Raw genomic sequence first — 20,074 nt, forward strand, 5'->3', positions numbered from 1 at the left:
GGATACCAAGAATGCAGCTGATTATCATGGACTCGCGCCTGGCGCGCAGCAAGGCCATCCACCTGTCGGGGCCGCGTCTTCTGGCCGCCATCATGGCCGCTTCCCTGGTGCTGATGTGCGTGGCCGCCTTGCTCTACCACCTGGTGTTCCTCAAGGGCGCGCGCGAGGGCTGGCCCGTCGTCGGCTCGCTGGTGCGCCTCGTGGTGCAGGATGAATTCGATCAGCGCGACCGATTCGTGCGCCAGAACCTCGATGCCATGGCGCGCAAGGTGGGCGAAATGCAGGCGCGCATGGTGGAACTTGAATCGCTGGGCGAGCGGGTCTCGGGCCTGGCGGGCATGCCGCCGCCGGCCGACAAGGCGCGCACGCCAGGCCTGGGCGGAGCCTTGATCGCCGCGCGCCCGCTGACGATGCAGGAACTCGACGCCACGCTCGATGCGCTCCAGCAGGTGGCGGGGCAGCGCCTGGATCTCATGACGGTGCTCGAATCGCGCCTGTTTGACCAGCACATCCGCAAGCACATGGTGCCGACCGAGACGCCCGTGCCAGGCGGGGTGGCGACTTCGACCTTTGGCTTTCGCATCGATCCGATCACCGGCCGGTCCGCATTGCATGCCGGCCTGGATTTCCCCGCCGACACGGGCGCCGACATCGTCGCGGCCGCGGGCGGCGTGGTGGTCACCCAGGAATACCATCCGGAGTTCGGCAACGTGGTCGAGGTGGACCATGGCAACCAGCTCGTCACGCGGTATGCCCATGCCTCCAAGGTCCTGGTCAAGCAGGGCGATCTGGTGCGCCGGGGGCAGAAGATCGCCAAGGTCGGCTCCACCGGGCGCTCCACCGGGCCGCACCTGCATTTCGAGGTGTTGGTGCAGGGCGTGCCCCAGGATCCGCAGAAATTCCTGGCCGCCGGCAGCCAGTCAGGGCGCCAGGTGGCCCAGCGGCCCGGGGCGCCGTCTAGGCCCTCCGCCGACAGGTAAAATCGCGCGTTTGGGGCTGGGGCCTGCCTTGGGCGGGCCGCTTGCAAAGCCGCGGGGCGGCCCCATCTGAACTCACTACTTCATAGGGATTCTGGACGTTCGGCGTACCCTTCGGCACGCAGGGCGGACCTGTTCGCATGGCCACCAACTTCCTCACCAAACTTTTCGGCAGCCGCAACGACCGGCTTCTCAAGCAATACCGTAAGACGGTGGCGCGCATCAATGCGATGGAGCCCGAATACGAGGCGCTGAGCGACGATGCCCTGCGGGCCAAGACCCAGGAGTTCAAGGAGCGTATCGCCAAGGGCGAAACGCTCGATGCCCTGTTGCCAGAGGCGTTCGCGGTGGTGCGCGAGGGCTCCAAGCGCATCATGAAGATGCGCCATTTCGACGTCCAGCTCATCGGCGGCATGGCGCTGCACTACGGCAAGATCGCCGAAATGCGCACCGGCGAGGGCAAGACGCTGACGGCCACGCTGCCGGTGTACCTGAACGCCTTGTCGGGCGAGGGCGTGCACGTGGTCACGGTGAACGACTACCTGGCCAGCCGCGACGCCAAGTGGATGGGGCGCCTGTACAACTTCCTCGGCCTGACGGTGGGCATCAACCTGCCCAACATGCCGCGCGAGGAGAAGCAGGCCGCCTACAACGCCGACATCACCTACGGCACGAACAACGAATACGGTTTCGACTACCTGCGCGACAACATGGTCTACGAGGCCCATGACCGCGTGCAGCGCCGCCTCAACTACGCCATCGTCGACGAGGTGGACTCCATCCTGATCGACGAGGCGCGCACCCCGCTGATCATCAGCGGCCAGGCCGAGGACCATACCGCCACCTATGTCGCCATGAACAAGGTCGTGCCGCTACTGGTGCGCCAGGAGGGCGAGGCCGACCCGCGCACCGGCGAGGGCGTGACCAAGCCCGGCGACTTCACGATCGACGAGAAGTCGCACCAGGTGTTCCTGACCGAGCAGGGCCATGAAACCGCCGAGCGCGTGCTGGCGGCCCAGGGCCTGATCGCAGAGGGCGCCTCCCTCTACGACCCGGCCAACATCACGCTCATGCACCACCTGTATGCGGCGCTGCGGGCCAACCACATCTACAACCGCGACCAGCACTATGTGGTGCAGAACGGTGAAATTGTCATCGTTGACGAATTCACGGGCCGCCTGATGTCGGGTCGGCGCTGGAGTGAAGGCCTGCACCAGGCTGTGGAAGCCAAGGAAGGCGTGCAGATCCAGGCCGAGAACCAGACGATGGCCTCGATCACCTTCCAGAACTACTTCCGCCTGTACAACAAGCTGTCGGGTATGACCGGCACGGCGGACACCGAGGCCTACGAGTTCCAGGAAATCTACGGCCTGGAAACCGTGGTGATCCCGCCCAACCGCCCGAGCAAGCGCGATGACCAGCTCGACCGCGTGTACAAGACCACGCGCGAGAAGTACGAAGCCGCCATCCAGGACATCCGCGAGTGCCACGAGCGCGGCCAGCCGGTGTTGGTGGGCACGACCTCGATCGAAAACTCCGAGATCATCGACCAGCTGCTGAACAAGGTGGGCCTGCCGCACCAGGTGCTCAACGCCAAGCAGCATGCCCGCGAGGCCGACATCGTGGCCCAGGCCGGCCGCGAGGGCATGATCACCATCGCCACCAACATGGCGGGCCGCGGCACCGACATCGTGCTCGGCGGCAACATCGAGAAGGATGTGGCGGCCATCGAGGCCGATGAGTCCCTGTCCGAATCCGAGCGCGCCGCCAAGGTGGCCGCGCTGCGCGAGCAGTGGAAGGTGGACCACGAGAAGGTCAAGGCGCTGGGCGGCCTGCGCATCATCGCCACCGAGCGCCACGAGTCGCGCCGCATCGACAACCAGCTGCGCGGCCGTTCGGGCCGCCAGGGCGACCCCGGTTCCTCGCGCTTCTACCTGAGCCTAGACGATTCGCTGATGCGCATCTTCGCGGGCGATCGCGTCAAGGCCATCATGGACCGGCTCAAGATGCCCGACGGCGAGGCCATCGAGGCGGGCATCGTCACGCGCAGCATCGAATCGGCGCAGCGCAAGGTCGAGGCGCGCAACTTCGATATCCGCAAGCAGCTGCTCGAATACGACGACGTGGCCAACGACCAGCGCCGCGTGATCTACCAGCAGCGCAACGACATCCTCGACGCTGCCGACCTGTCCGACGTGATCGCCGCCATGCGCGAGGACTGCTTCACCGATATCGTGCGCCAGTACGTGCCGGCCGAGTCGGTCGAGGAACAATGGGACCTGCCCGCGCTGGAGAAGCTGCTGGCCGAGGAATGGCAGATCCAGCTCCCGCTGCAGCAGGTGGTCGAGGGTTCGCAGTCGGTCACCGACGACGAGATCCTGGACAAGGTGGTCCAGGCCGCGCACGACGCCTTCGCCGCCAAGGTCGCGCTGGTGGGCCAGGAGAATTTCACCCAGTTCGAGCGCGTGGTGCTGCTGCAGACCTTCGACTCCAACTGGCGCGACCACCTGAGCGCGCTGGACTACCTGCGCCAGGGTATCCACCTGCGCGGCTATGCGCAGAAGCAGCCCAAGCAGGAGTACAAGCGCGAGGCTTTCGAGCTGTTCCGCCAGTTGCTCGACATCGTGAAGAACGAGGTCACCAAGATCCTGATGACCGTGCAGGTGCAGTCGCCTTCGGAGCTGGACCGCGCTGCCGAGGACATGGAGCAGCGCGCCGAGCACATCGCCAACGTGACCTACACCGCGCCCACCGAAACCGGCGAGGTCGAGACCACGGTGGACGAGCGCACCCTCAGTGTGCAGCAGAAGGTGGCGGCGGGTGGCCGCGTGGGCCGCAACGATCCCTGCCCCTGCGGCAGCGGGAAAAAATACAAGCAGTGCCACGGCAAGCTCGCCTGAACCTGCTTTCGCATCGGACACGGGCTTCGGCCCGTGTTTTCATTTTGGCGGCGCGGTGACTGCGTATCATCGGCCCAGTCTTTGGAAGGAAACACCATGCCCGTTCATCTCTCCGCTCCCAACCCCTCGGATCTGCACCCGGTCGCCGGGCTGCGCATCGGCGTTGCCGAGGCTGGCGTGCGCAAGGCCAACCGCAAGGATCTCACGGTATTCCTGCTGGACGAAGGCAGCGCGGTGGCGGGCGTGTTCACGCAGAACCGCTTTTGCGCCGCTCCGGTACAGGTCTGCCGTGAGCACCTGGCGGGCGGCCAGGCCGTTCGCGCCCTGGTGGTGAACACCGGCAACGCCAACGCCGGCACGGGTGCCGATGGTCTGGCGCGCGCGCGCGCCACCTGCGCGGCGCTGGCGCGCCATCTGCAAGTGGATGCGGCGCAGGTGCTGCCGTTCTCCACTGGCGTCATCATGGAACAGCTGCCCGTGGACCGCATCGAGGCGGGTCTGCCCGCGGCCATCGCCGACGCGCAGCCGGCCCACTGGGCGCGCGCGGCCGAGGGCATCATGACCACCGACACCGTGGCCAAGGCCTTCAGCCGGCAGGTGCAGATCGGCGGTGCCACCGTCACGGTGACCGGCATTGCCAAGGGCGCGGGCATGATCCGCCCGAACATGGCCACCATGCTGGGCTTCGTGGCCACCGACGCGCGCATCGCGCCGGCGCTGCTGCAAGGCCTGGTGCGCGACCTGGCGGACCAGTCGTTCAACCGCATCACCATCGACGGCGACACCTCCACCAACGACTGCTTCATGCTGATCGCCACGCAGAAGGCCGCACATGCCCCCATTGAATCGCTGTCCGGCGCCGAGGGCCAGGCCCTGAAGGCGGCGCTGCTGGAGGTGGCGCAGAAGCTGGCCCAGGCCATCGTGCGCGACGGCGAGGGCGCGACCAAGTTCATCACCGTGCGCGTGGAAGGCGGCAAGACCGGCGAGGAATGCCGCAAGGTGGCCTACGCCATCGCCCATTCGCCCCTGGTCAAGACGGCGTTCTTCGCCAGCGACCCGAACCTGGGCCGCATCCTGGCGGCCGTGGGTTATGCCGGCATCGAGGATCTGGACCAGACCGGCATCGACCTGTACCTCGACGACGTGCACGTGGCCGTGCAGGGCGGCCGCAACCCGCAGTACCGCGAGGAAGACGGCCAGCGCGTGATGAAGCAGAGCGAGATCACCGTGCGCGTGCTGCTGGGCCGCGGTACGGCGCAGGACACGGTGTGGACCTGCGACCTGAGCCACGATTACGTGACCATCAACGCCGATTACCGCTCTTGAGGTGGAACACCCCCCTGAGCCGCTGCGCGGCTTCCCCCCGCTCTCGCAGCGCGGCGCGCTGCGGGCAGGGGGACGCCACCAGTGCGGCGGGGCGGCCCTTGCACGGTGGCTATGGCTTGGGCCGTGCCAGGCTTGTCCATGGTGGGCGTCGTGTGTGTAGGGATTTTGTTGCTACTAAATTAATAGCTTCTGACGCTTTATTGATGAGCGCTGAAGGCCAAAATGAACGAAAAATTTGAACATCTGATCGAACGCGCCGAGCAGCTCATCGCGCGCATCGAATCCGTGCTGCCGCAGCCGCTGGCGGCGCCCGACTGGTCGGCGGCGATTGCCTGGCGCTACCGCAAGCGCAGCAGCGGCCACGGCACGCTCGAACCCGTGCGCCATGTGGCGGCGATGCGCCTGGAAGACCTGAAGGAAATCGACGGCCAAAAGGAAAAGATCCAGCGCAACACCGAGCAGTTCGTGCATGGCCGGCCGGCCAACAACGTGCTGCTCACGGGGGCGCGCGGCACGGGCAAGTCCTCGCTCATCAAGGCCTGCCTGAACGCTTACGCTCCTCAGGGCCTGCGCCTGATCGAGGTGGACAAGGCCGATCTGACCGACCTGCCCGACATCGTCGAGGTGGTGGCCGGCCGGCCGGAATACTTCATCGTGTTCTGCGATGACCTGAGCTTCGAGGACGGCGAGCCGGGCTACAAGGCGCTCAAGTCCATCCTCGACGGCTCGGTGGCCGCCGCCACGCCCAACGTGCTGATCTACGCCACCAGCAACCGGCGTCACCTGCTGCCCGAATACATGCGCGAGAACCTCACCTACACCCACACCGGCGATGGCGAGGTGCACCCGGGCGAGGGCGTGGAGGAAAAGATTTCGCTGTCCGAGCGCTTCGGCCTGTGGGTGAGCTTCTACCCGTTCAGCCAGGATGAGTACCTAGCCATTGCGGGGCAGTGGCTGGCATCTTTCGGGCTCGATAGCGAAGCCATTGCTGGAGCTCGCGCCGAGGCGCTGGTCTGGGCGCTGGAGCGTGGCTCGCGCAGCGGCCGCGTGGCCTACCAGTTCGCGCGCGATTACGCGGGGCGGCGCGGTGGCTGAAGCAGTACCCGTGCAGCGCAAGCACACCGAGGTCGCGGTCGGCATCCTGATCCGCACCGATGGCGCGCTGCTGCTGACCACGCGGCCGCCGGACAAGGTGTATGCGGGCTACTGGGAGTTCCCCGGCGGCAAGATCGAGACGGGCGAGACCGTGGAGCAGGCGCTGCGCCGCGAGCTGCAGGAGGAACTGGGCATCACCATCGGCCCGGCCGCGGTCTGGAAGGTGACCGAGCACGACTATCCGCACGCGCTGGTGCGGCTGCACTGGTGCAAGGTGCACGATTGGACCGGGGACTTCGAGATGCGCGAGGGCCAGTCCATGGCCTGGCAACATTGGCCGCTGGACGTGCGTCCGGTGCTGCCCGGTGCATTGCCCGTGCTGGGTTGGCTTGCCGAGGAGCACGGCGTGCCGTTTGATCCTGAAATACTATCAAACTGATAGCGGTTGGCGCTTTCCCCGAGGGCGTTAGGGCCGAATTTTATTCGGCGCTTGTGCGTGGATCACCAAAGGCGGCGTCCTCGGGTGGCGCGTCGGCTGGGACGCGAAAGTCCTCGCTGGCCCAGGCGCCCAGATCCATCTGCTTGCAGCGCTCGCTGCAAAAAGGCCGCCAGGGGTTCTGCGGGCCGTAAAGGCTGGGGCCGCCACAGGCAGGGCAGGCCACCTTGCGAGGGGTGGCGGGGGATGGGGTCGTGCTGCTCATGCGGGCGGTGCGTGTCAGGCGCAGAGTGTCAGCTCGAACATGGCATCCTCGGCATTGGCTTGCAGAGGCCCGTCGGGTAACTGGCGCATGAGGCGCACAGAGACCATGAGCCGGTTGCCGCTGATTTCAGGTACCAGTCCGAGAGCGGGGTCGATGCGCAGGCGCAGCAATTGGAAGGTGCGGCCTTGTGGCAGGTTTTGCTGTATCTGGCCCCGTTCTGTGGCCACTTTCTGGGGTACGCCGGAGTCCCGCAGCAGCTTGAGCAGCAGGTAGATGGATTCAGCCAGGGGGGCCAGCGTGGAAGCCCAGCCTTCAAGCGCCTGCTGGCGCTCCATGGGGGGGCGGTGTTGCCAGGCGTAATAACTGGGCAGATCGAAACCGCAGGTGCCGCCTGGAATGCCGGCCCGACTGCGGATGCTCATGAGCCAGTCGTTCTCGCTGAGCATCTGGCCGGTCTTGCCGGCCTGGGTGTTGAGGCTGGTGAAGCAGCGGTCGAGCTGGGCCACGATGGCATCGAGGGCCGCTTCGGAGATGGCCGGGTTGCCGCGGTAGCCATCGAGGACATGTTTCTGCTTCTCGATGTCCTTGAGCACGTCGGCCTTGAGGTCGGCGCGTGCGGCCACATCCATGATCTCGAAGATGGTGGTCAGCGCGAAATGGTGGTCCAGTGGATGGCTGCGGGCAATGAGTTCGCCCAGCCGGCGGAACAATTGTTCCAACCGCAGGTAGGTGCGGATACGCTCGTTGAAGGGGTATTCGTAAAGGATCACGCTGCCGGATTCCTGGTGAGGGCGCGAGGGGCTCCGGCCGGCGGTTGGGCACGGCGGAGAGGGCCAGTGTGCAGGTTCATGCGGTCGGGAAAAGGGGCCGGTGAAAGGCGGTTGGGCCGATCATAGCCCGAACCGCGCAGCCAGCGCGCGTACCTGGTTTCGCAAGGATTCAAGGGAAAGGCCATCGTTGTAGAGGATGGCATCGGCGGCCGCGCGGCGTGCCTGCCGACTGGCCTGGGAGGCGATGATGCCCTCGATGGCACCGCGTTCCAGGGCGTTGCGGGCCATGACCCGGACAATCTGGGTTTCCTCGGGGCAATCCACCACCACCACGGCATCAAGCTTGCGGGGCCAGTGGCGCGACTCCACCAGCAGGGGGATGTCGAAAACCAGCAGTGGTTTACCAGCGGCACGTGCCGCCTGGGCCTGCTCTTCGGTCGCCTGGGCCACCAGCGGGTGGATGATGGCTTCGAGCCGCTGGCGTGCCTCGGGCTGGGAAAAGGCCAACTGACGCATGCGCTGGCGGTCCATGGCGCCGCTGGCGTCGATGAATTCCGGGCCAAAGGATTGTGCGATGGCGGGCAAGGCTCGGCCGCCCGGGCTGGTCAGGTCGCGCGCCGCTTGGTCGGCGTCGATGATGGAGGCTCCCAGGTCTGCGAGCATGCGGGCCACGGTGCTCTTGCCGCTACCGATGCCTCCGGTCAGGCCGACACTCCACGGCGCGCCAGGTGGTGCGGTCACAGGCCGAGCGCGCCCAGCAGGGTTTGCAGGATACGCTGCGGGCCGAAGGCCATCGCCAGCAGACCAGCCCCGACCAGGAAGGGGCCGAACGGGACGTAGCCGCCTTCGCGCAGGTTGCTGGAGAACTTCATGGCGATGCCGATGATGGCACCCACCACCGAGGCCATCAGGATCAGCGGCACCAGGGCCTGCCAGCCAAACCAGGCACCCAGGGCAGCGAACAGCTTGAAGTCGCCGTAGCCCATGCCCTCCTTGCCCGTGGCCAGCTTGAATCCCCAGTACACCAGCCATAGCGAAACGTAGCCTGCCGCAGCTCCCACCACGGCGCTGAACAGAGGCACGTCGATCCAGTGCAGCGCGCTCGCCAGCAAGCCGGCCCAGAGCAGGGGCAGGGTCAGGTCGTCGGGGAGCAGGGTGGTGTCCCAGTCGATGAGCGCCAGAACCAGCAGGGTGGCGGAGAACAGGCACCAAGCCAGCCCCGTGGGCGTGGTTCCCCAGCGCTGGACGCAGAAATAGAACAGGGCGGCCGTGGCCAGTTCGACCAGCGGATAGCGCATGCTGATATGGACGCTGCAGGACGAGCAGCGGCCCCGCAGGAACAGGTAGCTCAGCACAGGAATGTTTTCGTACCACCGCAGCTGATGCCCGCAGGCCTGGCAGCGCGACCGGGGCTGTGCCAGGTTGAAGACGCTGGTGTCCGCCGCTTCGGGCACTGGAAGACCCGCTGCCCTGGTGTATTCCATGCATTCGGCGGCCCACTGCCGTTCCATCATTTTGGGCAGGCGGTAGATCACCACATTCAGAAAGCTGCCCACCAGCAAGCCCATGACGCCGGCCAGCGCGGCGTCCCACCACGGTGCGAATTCCATCAGACGACCTGTCCCAGCTTGAAGATCGGCAGGTACATCGAAACCACGATGCCCCCGATCAGGGTGCCCAGGAAAACAATGATGATGGGCTCCATGAGGCTGGAGAGGCCCGCCACCATTTCATCGACCTCTTCCTCGTAGAAATCGGCGGCTTTGCCCAGCATGTGGTCGATCGAGCCGGACTCCTCGCCGATGGCGCACATCTGCAGGACCATGGAGGGGAATACGTTGGCATTGGTCATGGCGGCCGTGAGGCTGGTGCCGGTGGAGACCTCTTGCTGGATCTTATCGGTGGCCATGGCGTAGACGGAGTTGCCTGCAGCTCCGCCGACCGAATCCAGGGCCTCCACCAGCGGCACGCCTGCAGCGAACATGGTGGAGAGCGTGCGTGTCCAGCGCGCCACGGCCGACTTGTTAATCAGGTCGCCAAATACAGGGATGCGCAGCAGCAGCCGGTCCATAAACATCTGCATTTTTTCGTTGCGGCGCCAAGCCTGCATGAAAAAATAGAATCCACCACCAATGATGCCGAAAATCAGCCACCACCATTTGACGAAAATGTCGCTGATTCCCATCACGAACAGCGTGGGAGCGGGCAGGTCGGCCCCGAAGGAGGTGAACACCTCCTTGAAGGCCGGGATCACGAAAAGCATGATCACAGTCACGACGACGAAAGCAACGATAACAACCGCAATTGGATACATGAGCGCGGACTTGATCTTGCCCTTGATGGCCTCGGTCTTCTCCATGTAGGTGGCCAGGCGGTCGAGCAGGGCTTCCAGGATACCGGCGGCTTCGCCAGCCTCGACCAGATTGCAGTACAGACTGTCGAAATACAGCGGGTATTTGCGGAACGCTGCGTTCAGCGAGGTCCCGGTTTCCACGTCGCTGCGGATATCGTTGAGCAGTTTGCCAACGCTCGGGTTGGTATTGCCCCGCCCCACGATGTCGAAGGCCTGCAGCAGCGGCACGCCAGCCTTCATCATGGTGGCCATTTGGCGGGTGAACAGCGCGATGTCCTTGGGTTTGATTTTCTTGCCCGAGCGCATGCGGCGCTTCTTGATCTTGGTCGGGAAGACGCCCTGGCGCCGCAAGGTGGCCTGCACCTGGTTCTCGCCAGAGGCACGAATCTCTCCGCGGACGATCTTGCCGTTGCGGTCCTTGCCTTCCCACTCAAAGACGAAGTCCTTGATATTCCGTGCTGCAGTGGTCGCCATGCTGCTCCCCTTATGGTCTGTCTTATACGTTGGTGACGGCCAGCACTTCTTCGATGGACGTCAGACCCAGCTTGGCCTTGTGCAGTCCTGCTTCGCGCAGTGAGCGAACGCCCTCTCTCCTGGCCTGTTCCGCGATTTCCAGGGCGCTGCCGTCGCGCAGGATGATGCGCTGGAGTTCCTCTGTGATCGGCATGACCTGGTAGATGCCCAGGCGCCCCTTATACCCATTGTTGCAGGCGGAGCACCCCACGGGCTTGTAGGGCACCCAGGAGCCATCGAGCTCTGCGTCCGCGTAGCCTGCATCCACCAGGGCCTCGTGGGGGATGTCGGCGGGGGCCTTGCATTGCGGGCACAGACGCCGGGCCAGGCGCTGCGCGGTGATCAAGATGACGCTTGAAGCGATGTTGAAGGGCGCGATGCCCATGTTGCGCATGCGGGTGAGTGTGGTCGGCGCGTCGTTGGTGTGCAGGGTTGATAGCACCAGGTGACCGGTTTGTGCCGCCTTGATGGAGATATCGGCTGTTTCCAGATCGCGGATTTCCCCCACCATGATGATGTCTGGATCCTGGCGCAGGAATGATTTCAGGGCCACGGCAAAGGTCAGCCCGGCCTTGTCGTTCACATTGACCTGGTTGACGCCGGGGAGGTTGATTTCGGAGGGGTCTTCCGCGGTGGCGATGTTCACTCCGGGTTTGTTCAGGAGGTTCAGGCAGGTGTAGAGGGAAACGGTCTTGCCCGAGCCGGTGGGACCCGTGACAAGAATCATGCCGTAGGGGCGCCCGATGGCGTTGAGCAGCCGCTCTTTCTCCTCGGGCTCGTAGCCGAGGGCATCGATCCCCATTTTGGCACTGCTGGGGTCGAGGATACGGATCACGATCTTCTCGCCGAACAGCGTGGGCAAGGTACTGACACGGAAATCAATGACGCGCTCGGGTCCGACCTTCAGCTTCATCCGTCCGTCCTGTGGTACCCGTTTTTCAGAGATGTCGAGACGCGAGATCACCTTGATGCGTGACGCCAGCTTGTCCTTGATGGCGATGGGAGGGGAGGCGATTTCACGCAGCTCGCCATCGATGCGAAAGCGGACCCGGTAATGGTGTTCGTAGGGCTCGAAATGCAGATCGGAGGCCCGCATGTTGAAGGCATCGAGCAGCATCTTGTGCAGGAATTTGACGATGGGGGCGTCTTCGACTTCGGAGGTGCCTGTGTCGGCAGGCTCGTTTGATTCTTCGATGGCAACGTCGTCAAATTCGAAATCACCACCGCTGGTGTATGAATCCAATGTCTCGCCGGCGGATTTGGAACTGCTCTCGACCAGTTTCGATAGTTTGTCGTACTCGGCGATGATCCAGTCCACCCCCATCTGCGTGGTGAACTTGATTTTTTCGGCGGCTTCCTGGTCGGTAGGGTCTGCCGTTGCCACGATCAGACGGTTATTGCGCTTGCTCAGGACAACGACACGGTAGGCTTGGCAGATCTTGGCATCGAGCAGGTCGCGCGGTAATCGCAGGGGGTCGATGGCATGGAGATCCAGCAAGGGAGCACCGAAGACCGAGGAAACCGTGTGCGCAAGGTCAGCTGCGGAAACCGCGCCCGTGCCGGTCAGTTCCGCGATGAAGCTCGTGCGGCTGATTTGGGACTTGCGGTAGATGTCCTCGGCGGTTTTCTGAGTCAGCTTGCCCGCAGAAATAAGAGCCCTACCCAAGCCAGGGAGGGCGACCGAAGTGGGATCTTTCTGTGTGGAATCGACAGCAGCCATGTAACCGGATTTAGATAAGGAAGCGCAAGGATCATCCTATCATCGCCGATCACTCTGGGGCTGTAAATCACGGCGGTGGCGCCGGGCCCAGGATGGATGCAGGGTTTTGGTCGGGGTGAGAGGATTCGAACCTCCGGCCTCTACGTCCCGAACGTAGCGCTCTACCAGGCTAAGCTACACCCCGATGGCTTGGGCTGCCGGCGGCCTGGTTTCAGGTGCGGCGCTCAAGTAGCTGAGCCGCTAATTGTAGCAAACCTGCACGGTACCCGTTGGCAGGAATTTCTTCCAGTGCGGAAATTGCGCGGCGAGCCTCTGCGGCGGCGGCCTCGCGCGCCACGTTCAGAGCACCGGTGCGACGCACGATGCCCACGATATCCTGGAGTTGTTCCGTGCTGCCGTTCTCGATAGCATGGCGCACCGTGGCCGCTTCCGTGTCTGTGCCGCGCTGCATGGCCGCAATAAGGGGGAGCGTTGCCTTGCCTTCGCGCAGATCATCGCCAAGGTTCTTCCCCATTTCGGCGGCATCGCCGTCGTAGTCGAGCACGTCGTCGATGATCTGGAAGGCTGTGCCGAGTGCCTGGCCGTAGGTGGCGCAGGCCTCTTCCATCGTGGGGCCGCTGCTTGCCAGAATGGCGGCCAGCCGTGCACTGGCCTCGAACAATTTGGCGGTCTTGGAGCGGATCACCCGCAGATAGCCCGCTTCGTCGAGCGATGCGTCGTGCATGTTCATCAGCTGCATCACCTCGCCTTCGGCGATGACATTGGTGGCGTCGGCGAGGATTTGCATGATGCGCATCTGTCCGGCATCCACCATCATCTGGAAGGCGCGTGAGTACAGGAAATCACCGACCAGCACGCTGGCGGGGTTACCAAAAGTTTCATTCGCTGTGGCGCGGCCGCGACGCAGCGTGGAGGCGTCGACCACGTCGTCGTGCAACAGCGTGGCGGTATGAATGAACTCCACCACGGCAGCCAGATTGAAGCGCTGGCTGCCCTGATAGCCGAGTGCGCCGCAGACCATGAGCAGCAGCGCCGGTCTCAAACGCTTGCCGCCAGCGGCAATGATGTATTGGGAGATCTGGCCTACGAGGGGTACGCCAGACGCTAGGCGATGGGCTATGACCAGGTCCACTTCGCGCATGTCATCGGCGATGAGCGAGAGGGGAGATGGGTTTGTTGGGGAGGTGGATGCAGTCAAGGTGGTGGTCGCGAGCAGTGCCGCTGATTATAGAAAACCCGGTGCTTGTGTCCTGCGCGCGGGCACGTCTTGTGGTGTGGTGTACCATGAAGATGCAGAGGTGCTACAATTGCAGGTTCTGTGGAAATCCGTCCACGGAAAACTATTCAAAGTACGAACGGTACTAGAGTAAAAGAGGTCAACATGTACGCGGTCATAAAAACCGGCGGCAAGCAGTATCGCGTTGCTTCCGGCGAAAAAATCAAAGTAGAACAGATTGCTGCGGACGTAGGCCAGGAAATCGTCATCGACCAGGTTCTGGCTGTCGGCAACGGCGCTGAACTGAAGGTGGGTACGCCCCTGGTGTCCGGCGCCACTGTGAAAGCCACCGTCGTGGCCCACGGCAAGCACGACAAAGTGCGCATCTTCAAGCTGCGCCGTCGCAAGCACTATCAGAAGCGCCAAGGCCATCGCCAGCAGTTCACCGAGCTGCAAATCGGCGCGATTGCAGCTTAAGAAGGAGTTGATGTCATGGCACAGAAAAAAGGCGGCGGCTCTACGCGAAACGGGCGCGATTCCAAGCCCAAGATGCTCGGTGTGAAGGCTTTCGGCGGTGAACTGATCAGCGCCGGCTCCATCATCGTGCGCCAGCGCGGTACCCAATTCCACCCCGGCACGAACGTCGGCGTGGGCAAGGACCACACCCTGTACGCACTGGTGGATGGCCATGTGTCGTTCGCCGTGAAGGGCGCACTGTCCAAGCACACGGTCAACGTGACTGCGGCAGCCTGAAGCAAGCCTCCTTGCGTTCGCACCCCTAAGCCCCGCGTCGCCGGGGCTTAGTTTTTTCCGCGTTTCGCGGCATGCTGGCGGTACGGTGCCAGCGAGCCGCCTGCAGGCTGACCGTTGCCCCGTACCATCGGGGCATTGTCCTTTGCGGCCGGTCCATCGTCTGCAGGCCGCTGTTTTGTAAACTGGATACCCCATGAAGTTCGTCGACGAAGCCTACATAGACATTGCAGCCGGTGATGGCGGCAACGGGTGTGTCTCGTTCCGGCATGAAAAATACAAGGAGTTCGGCGGGCCCAATGGCGGTGACGGCGGGCGTGGCGGACATGTGTTCGCTGTGGCCGATCCCAACCTCAATACGCTCGTGGACTTCCGCTATTCGCGTCGCTACGAGGCCAAGCGCGGTGAGCACGGCATGGGGTCGGATATGTTCGGGGCCGCAGGCAGCGACATCACCCTGAAGATGCCGGTGGGCACCATCATCAGCGACGCAGAGACCGGCGAGGTGCTGTACGAGCTGCTCAACCCCGGAGAGGTCCTGACGATCGCCAAGGGCGGCGACGGCGGCTTCGGCAACATGCGCTTCAAGAGCGCCATCAACCGAGCGCCGCGCCAGAAGACGCCTGGCTGGCCCGGCGAGCGTAAAAACCTCAAACTTGAACTCAAGGTGCTGGCCGATGTCGGCTTGCTGGGCATGCCCAATGCGGGCAAATCGACCTTCATCGCCGCGGTGTCCAATGCCCGGCCGAAAATCGCCGACTATCCCTTCACCACGCTGCACCCCAACCTGGGCGTGGTGCGCGTCGGGCCGGAGCAGAGTTTCGTCATCGCTGACATTCCGGGTTTGATCGAGGGTGCTTCCGAGGGGGCTGGCCTGGGTCACCAGTTCTTGCGCCATCTCCAGCGCACGCGCCTGCTGCTGCACATTGTGGACTTGGCGCCCTTTGACGAGGCGGTCGATCCCGTGGCGCAGGCCAAGGCCATTGTTGCCGAGCTCAAGAAGTACGATGCGGCGCTCTATCAGAAACCGCGCTGGCTGGTGCTCAACAAACTGGACATGGTCGCTGCGGATGAGCGTGCTGCGCGCGTGGCGGACTTCGTCAAGCGGTTCAAGTGGAAGGGGCCGGTTTTCGAGATTTCCGCCCTGACCCGCGAAGGCTGCGAGGGCCTGATCCAGGCCATTTACCAGCATGTCCATGCGCAGCAGGTGGCCGAGCAGGCGCCGGTCGCCGAGGTGGATCCGCGTTTCTCGGGGGATGCAGCGGGTTGATCCAGCCTCTGCTGTGCTATCGATAATATAGCTATTCGCGCTTGATTTGCGGGCGCCAAGGCCGAAATGAACGAAAACAAATCCTCCAGCGTGCTGCGCGATGCGCGCCGCATCGTGGTCAAGGTGGGCTCCAGCCTGGTCACCAACGAAGGGCGGGGGCTGGATGAGCAAGCCATCGGCGAATGGAGCCGGCAACTGGCCGCGCTGGTGCGCGGAGACGGCGATGCCCAGGGGCGTCGCGAGGTCATCATGGTCTCCAGCGGTGCCATCGCCGAAGGCATGAAGCGGCTGGGTTGGACCACGCGGCCGCGCGAAGTTCACGAGCTGCAGGCTGCCGCGGCCGTGGGCCAGATGGGCCTGGCGCAGATGTACGAGACCAAGCTGCGCGAGAACGGCATGGGCAGCGCGCAGGTGCTGCTCACCCATGCCGATCTGGCCGATCGCGAGCGCTACCTCAATGCGCGCTCCACTTTGCTGACGCTGCTCGGGCTGGGCGTGGTGCCGGTGATCAACGAAAACGACACCGTGGTCAACGACGAAATCAAGTTCGGCGACAACGACACCTTGGGAGCGCTGGTCGCCAACCTGGTGGATGCCGATGCACTCATCATCCTGACCGACCAGAAAGGCCTGTATACCGCCGACCCTCGCCGCGATCCTGGTGCGCAGTTCGTGCACGAGGCGCGTGCCGGCGATCCCGCCCTGGAAGCCATGGCTGGCGGCGCTGGCTCCAGCATCGGCAGGGGTGGCATGATCACCAAGATCCTTGCCGCCAAGCGTGCCGCGGGTTCGGGGGCCTCCACGGTGATCGCCTGGGGGCGCGAACCCGATGCGCTGCTGCGGCTGGCGCAGGGCGAGGCCATCGGCACGCTGCTGGTGGCCCAGACCGCCAAGACGCAGGCGCGCAAGCAATGGATGGCCGATCATCTGCAGCTGCGGGGCTCCGTCATGGTGGACGAGGGCGCGGCCCTCAAGCTGCGGACCGAGGGCAAGAGCCTGTTGCCCATCGGCATGACGGCCGTGGAGGGGGAGTTCTCGCGCGGTGACGTGATCGCCGTGCGCGATCCGTCGGGCACGGAGATCGCCCGTGGCCTGGCGAACTACGCCAGCGCGGAGGCGCGCCTGCTATGCCGCAAACCATCGTCGGAGTTTGAGCGCCTGCTGGGCTACACCGCCGAGGCGGAAATGGTCCACCGCGACAACCTGGTCCTGAGTGGAAGCTGAGCAGACCCCTGCTTCCGCAGCGTGAGCTGCGGAGGAGGGCTGGGCCTGGGTGTTGCGGCTGGCTCAGGGATCAGCGGGGGGCTGCTGAAAGAGGTTCCGCAGGCGCCCCGGTTGCATCAGGCAGAGGCTGCTGCTGTGCCATGCCCGACTGTGGATCGGGATCGAAGCTGGCACCTGGAGGCAGTTCGACACCGGGGTGGACCAGCAACTGGCCCGTGCGATGCGCTCCACCCGAGGAGAGCTGTTCCGGGTCGCGTCCACGCATGCTGCTGCGCAGGTAGCGGTTGCGTTGTTCGTTGCGCGGCAGAAAACGGGCAAGCTCCGTCAGCGCCATTTCGTAGACGCCGCGCTTGAATTCCACCACCACGTCAAGCGGCACCCAGTAATCGTTCCAACGCCAGGCGTCGAACTCTGGGTGGTTGGTGGCGCGCAGGTTCAAATCCCAGTCGTGCCCCAGCAATTGCAGCAGGTACCAGATCTGTTTCTGGCCCTTGTAGTGTCCGCGCGCATCGCGGCGGATGTACCGGTCAGGCACCTCGTAGCGCAACCAATCCCGGGTGCGGGCCACCACGCGCACATGGTTGGGCAGTAGCCCCACCTCCTCGTGCAGTTCACGGAACATGGCCTGTTCCGGGGACTCGCCCCGGTCAATGCCACCCTGCGGAAACTGCCAGCTGTGGGTGCGGATGCGCTTGCCCCAGAACACCTGGTTTTTCTGGTTGAGCAGGATGATGCCGACGTTCGGCCGAAAGCCGTCCCGGTCAAGCATAATCGAACCCCAAATTTTTAAACTGTGTCCATTATGCACCGCACCCAGCGTGCGGCAAGAGGACCGGCCCCAACTGCCTGAATCGCGCGATGAAAGCCTCCCAGTTCTTTATCTCCACCCTCAAGGAAGCTCCGGCCGACGCCGAAGTGGTCAGCCACCAGCTCATGATGCGCGCGGGGTTCATCAAGAAGCTCGGTGCCGGGGTCTACAGCTACATGCCCATGGGCCTGCGCGTGATCCAGAAGGTGGAAGCCATCGTGCGCGAGGAAATGAACCGCGCCGGTGCCGTGGAAATGACCATGCCCGTGGTGCAGCCGGCCGAGCTGTGGCAGGAGACCCGGCGCTTTGACACCATGGGTCCTGAGCTGCTGCGCATCAAGGACCGCCATGGCCGCGACTACGTCGTGCAGCCCACCAGCGAAGAAGTGGTTACTGACATCGCGCGCCAGGAACTGCGCAGCTACAAGCAGCTGCCGAAGAACTTCTACCAGATCCAGACCAAGTTCCGCGACGAGCGCCGCCCGCGCTTCGGCCTGATGCGCGGGCGCGAGTTCACCATGAAGGACGCCTACAGCTTCGATCGTGACCAGGCGGCGGCCAAGGCCAGCTACCAGGTCATGGCGCAGGCCTACCGGCGCATCTTCGACCGCTTCGGCTTGACCTACCGCGCCGTGGCCGCCGACAGCGGCGCCATTGGCGGTGATCTGAGCGAGGAATTCCAGGTGATCGCCGCCACCGGCGAAGACGCCATCGTCTACTGCCCGGGCAGCGACTACGCCGCCAACATGGAAAAGGCCGAGGCCCTGGCGCCCGCAGGCCCGCGCCCCGCGCCCGCCAAGGCGATGGAAAAGACGCCCACACCGGGCAAGGCCACCTGCGCTGACGTCGCCGAACTGCTGGGCGTTCCGCTCAACACCACGGTGAAGTCGCTGGTGCTGGCCACCGACGAGACCAACGAGGCGGGCGAGATCGTCAAGAGCCAGGTCTGGCTGCTGCTGCTGCGCGGCGACCACGACATGAACGAGATCAAGGTGGCCAAGGTGCCGGGGCTGGACGCGGGCTTCCGTTTTGCCACCGTGGCCGAGATCGAGGCGCACTTCGGCTGCACGCCGGGCTACCTGGGCCCCATCGGCCTGCTCAAGCCCGTGCGCATCGTGGCCGACCGCGAGGTCGCCGTCATGGCCGACTGGATCTGCGGCGCCAACGCGGTGGACTTCCACATGACCGGCGTGAACTGGGGCCGCGACCTGCCTGAGCCCGAGCTGGTGGCCGACCTGCGCAACGTGGTCGCGGGCGACCGCTCGCCCGACGGCCAGGGGGAACTCGCCATCGAGCGCGGCATCGAAGTGGGCCATGTGTTCTACCTCGGCACCAAGTACAGCAAGGCCATGAACGCCACCTTCCTGGGCGAGGACGGCAAGCCCGCCTACTTCGAGATGGGCTGCTACGGCATCGGCATCACGCGCCTGCCGGCGGCCGCCATCGAGCAGAACCATGACGAGCGCGGCATCATTTGGCCCGACGCTATCGCGCCATTCACCGTGGTGCTGTGCCCCATCACGCCCGAGCGCTTCCCCGACGTCAAGGCCCAGGCCGAGCAGCTCTATGCGCAGCTGCAGGCCGCCGGCGTGGACGTGATCCTGGATGACCGGGGCGAGCGCCCCGGTGCCATGTTCGCCGACTGGGAGCTGATCGGCGTGCCGCACCGCGTCACCATTGGCGACCGCGCCCTCAAGGAAGGCCGGGTCGAATACCAGCACCGCCGCGACAGTGCCGCCACCAAGGTGGCCACGGCCGACATCCTGGCCCATGTCCTGGGCCGTTTGGCCCGATGATCCCAGGCATCTCGCGGCGCCGCTGTCTCATCTCGCTGGCCGCCGGGCCCACGGCCTGGCTGGCGATGCCCGAGGCAGCGCATGCGGGGGGACAGATCGAGGAGCCGCTGATGGACTCGGTGCGCACGGCGCTGAGCTCCGCCATCGCCAACCACGCCCCGCCGGAGCCGGATTTCCCGTCCACCGAGGCGCGCCTGCATTACCTGCGCTGGCTCGGCACCATGAGCGACCGGCTGCGTCGCCGCAAGCCCGATTGGGAAGTGCGGCGCGATTTCCTGCAGACCGTCTGGTACGAGAGCAAGCGCGCCGGGCTCGATGTGTCGCTGGTGCTCGGCCTGATCCAGGTGGAGAGCGCCTTCCGCAAGTTCGCCGTCTCCAGCGTGGGCGCGCGCGGCTACATGCAGGTCATGCCGTTCTGGACGCGTCTGATCGGTGACGGTGACCCGGGCAAGCTGTTCCACATGCAGACCAACCTGCGCTTTGGCTGCGTGATCCTGCGCCACTATATGGACCGCGAGCGTGGCGACCTGTACATGGCCCTGGGCCGCTACAACGGCAGCCGGGGCCGGGCCCCGTACCCCAACGCCGTGTTCGCGGCGCAGCGCAACTGGCTGTTCGACGGGCGGCCGGCAGCCTGAGATCGTAAACACGTTCT

The 20,074-nt window shown here is 64.7% G+C and carries 19 protein-coding genes and 1 tRNA gene; 11 read left to right on the forward strand and 9 right to left on the reverse strand.

What is annotated here, in order from left to right; genetic code table 11:
• Nucleotides 1-11 precede the first annotated feature (11 nt).
• The 5 genes from D8S75_RS07050 to D8S75_RS07075 all read left to right on the forward strand — a co-directional run bounded on the left by D8S75_RS07050 (nt 12) and on the right by D8S75_RS07075 (nt 6,737).
• Complete coding sequence (locus D8S75_RS07050) at nt 12-980, forward strand: M23 family metallopeptidase (protein WP_119965401.1); 969 nt, start codon at nt 12-14, stop codon at nt 978-980.
• A gap of 137 nt (nt 981-1,117) precedes the next feature.
• Nucleotides 1,118-3,877: a preprotein translocase subunit SecA gene (secA, locus tag D8S75_RS07055; protein ID WP_119965402.1), complete on the forward strand. Its 2,760-nt coding sequence runs from the start codon at nt 1,118-1,120 to the stop codon at nt 3,875-3,877.
• Between the two features lie 96 nt (nt 3,878-3,973).
• Nucleotides 3,974-5,203 carry a bifunctional glutamate N-acetyltransferase/amino-acid acetyltransferase ArgJ gene (gene argJ, locus D8S75_RS07060; protein WP_119965404.1) on the forward strand — a complete coding sequence of 410 codons (1,230 nt, stop codon included), beginning with the start codon at nt 3,974-3,976 and terminating at the stop codon, nt 5,201-5,203.
• 222 nt (nt 5,204-5,425) lie between these two features.
• Nucleotides 5,426-6,298: an ATP-binding protein gene (locus tag D8S75_RS07070; RefSeq protein WP_119965405.1), complete on the forward strand. Its 873-nt coding sequence runs from the start codon at nt 5,426-5,428 to the stop codon at nt 6,296-6,298.
• A gap of 10 nt (nt 6,299-6,308) precedes the next feature.
• Entirely contained in the window at nt 6,309-6,737 is a 429-nt protein-coding gene (locus D8S75_RS07075) for an NUDIX domain-containing protein (protein ID WP_370807442.1), read from the forward strand.
• 40 nt (nt 6,738-6,777) lie between these two features.
• Here D8S75_RS07075 and D8S75_RS07080 read toward each other — a convergent pair whose 3' ends face one another.
• The 8 genes from D8S75_RS07080 to D8S75_RS07115 form a co-directional block, all read right to left on the reverse strand.
• Nucleotides 6,778-6,999 (reverse strand): DNA gyrase inhibitor YacG, encoded by a 222-nt coding sequence (locus tag D8S75_RS07080; RefSeq protein WP_119965409.1) that lies wholly within the window; start codon nt 6,997-6,999, stop codon nt 6,778-6,780.
• A 14-nt stretch (nt 7,000-7,013) separates the two neighbouring features.
• Nucleotides 7,014-7,769: a cell division protein ZapD gene (zapD, locus tag D8S75_RS07085; RefSeq protein ID WP_119965410.1), complete on the reverse strand. Its 756-nt coding sequence runs from the start codon at nt 7,767-7,769 to the stop codon at nt 7,014-7,016.
• Between the two features lie 120 nt (nt 7,770-7,889).
• On the reverse strand, nt 7,890-8,510 hold the full coding sequence (gene coaE / locus D8S75_RS07090) for a dephospho-CoA kinase (protein WP_119965412.1): 621 nt from the start codon (nt 8,508-8,510) through the stop codon (nt 7,890-7,892).
• Nucleotides 8,507-9,379 carry a prepilin peptidase gene (locus D8S75_RS07095; RefSeq protein ID WP_119965414.1) on the reverse strand — a complete coding sequence of 291 codons (873 nt, stop codon included), beginning with the start codon at nt 9,377-9,379 and terminating at the stop codon, nt 8,507-8,509. Before D8S75_RS07095 ends, coaE begins: the two co-directional genes overlap by 4 nt.
• On the reverse strand, nt 9,379-10,596 hold the full coding sequence (locus tag D8S75_RS07100; protein WP_119965415.1) for a type II secretion system F family protein: 1,218 nt from the start codon (nt 10,594-10,596) through the stop codon (nt 9,379-9,381). The genes D8S75_RS07095 and D8S75_RS07100 overlap by 1 nt, the downstream gene beginning before the upstream one ends.
• A gap of 22 nt (nt 10,597-10,618) precedes the next feature.
• Nucleotides 10,619-12,355: a type IV-A pilus assembly ATPase PilB gene (gene pilB / locus D8S75_RS07105; protein WP_119965417.1), complete on the reverse strand. Its 1,737-nt coding sequence runs from the start codon at nt 12,353-12,355 to the stop codon at nt 10,619-10,621.
• Nucleotides 12,356-12,462: 107 nt separating this feature from the next.
• Nucleotides 12,463-12,539: transfer RNA gene (locus D8S75_RS07110), tRNA-Pro, on the reverse strand.
• A 27-nt stretch (nt 12,540-12,566) separates the two neighbouring features.
• A complete protein-coding gene (locus tag D8S75_RS07115; RefSeq protein WP_119965419.1) occupies nt 12,567-13,496 on the reverse strand; it encodes a polyprenyl synthetase family protein in 930 nt (309 codons plus the stop codon).
• Between the two features lie 240 nt (nt 13,497-13,736).
• Here D8S75_RS07115 and rplU point away from each other — a divergent pair, with 240 nt between their 5' ends.
• The 4 genes from rplU (at nt 13,737) to proB (ending at nt 16,815) form a co-directional block, all read left to right on the forward strand.
• On the forward strand, nt 13,737-14,048 hold the full coding sequence (rplU, locus tag D8S75_RS07120; RefSeq protein ID WP_119965421.1) for a 50S ribosomal protein L21: 312 nt from the start codon (nt 13,737-13,739) through the stop codon (nt 14,046-14,048).
• 15 nt (nt 14,049-14,063) lie between these two features.
• Nucleotides 14,064-14,324: a 50S ribosomal protein L27 gene (rpmA, locus tag D8S75_RS07125; RefSeq protein ID WP_119965422.1), complete on the forward strand. Its 261-nt coding sequence runs from the start codon at nt 14,064-14,066 to the stop codon at nt 14,322-14,324.
• A gap of 193 nt (nt 14,325-14,517) precedes the next feature.
• Nucleotides 14,518-15,591 (forward strand): Obg family GTPase CgtA, encoded by a 1,074-nt coding sequence (cgtA, locus tag D8S75_RS07130; protein ID WP_119965424.1) that lies wholly within the window; start codon nt 14,518-14,520, stop codon nt 15,589-15,591.
• A gap of 66 nt (nt 15,592-15,657) precedes the next feature.
• Nucleotides 15,658-16,815, forward strand: coding sequence for a glutamate 5-kinase (gene proB / locus D8S75_RS07135; protein ID WP_119965426.1), 1,158 nt, complete (start codon nt 15,658-15,660; stop codon nt 16,813-16,815).
• 70 nt (nt 16,816-16,885) lie between these two features.
• Here proB and D8S75_RS07140 read toward each other — a convergent pair whose 3' ends face one another.
• Complete coding sequence (locus D8S75_RS07140) at nt 16,886-17,584, reverse strand: RNA pyrophosphohydrolase (protein ID WP_119965428.1); 699 nt, start codon at nt 17,582-17,584, stop codon at nt 16,886-16,888.
• An 89-nt stretch (nt 17,585-17,673) separates the two neighbouring features.
• Between D8S75_RS07140 and D8S75_RS07145 the strand changes: the two genes are divergently transcribed.
• Complete coding sequence (locus D8S75_RS07145) at nt 17,674-19,419, forward strand: proline--tRNA ligase (protein ID WP_119965429.1); 1,746 nt, start codon at nt 17,674-17,676, stop codon at nt 19,417-19,419.
• A complete protein-coding gene (locus D8S75_RS07150) occupies nt 19,416-20,057 on the forward strand; it encodes a lytic transglycosylase domain-containing protein (protein ID WP_119965431.1) in 642 nt (213 codons plus the stop codon). The genes D8S75_RS07145 and D8S75_RS07150 overlap by 4 nt, the downstream gene beginning before the upstream one ends.
• Nucleotides 20,058-20,074 lie beyond the last annotated feature (17 nt).

The organism is Simplicispira lacusdiani, from assembly GCF_003604195.1.
GTDB classification, from domain to species: Bacteria; Pseudomonadota; Gammaproteobacteria; order Burkholderiales; family Burkholderiaceae_C; genus Simplicispira; species Simplicispira lacusdiani.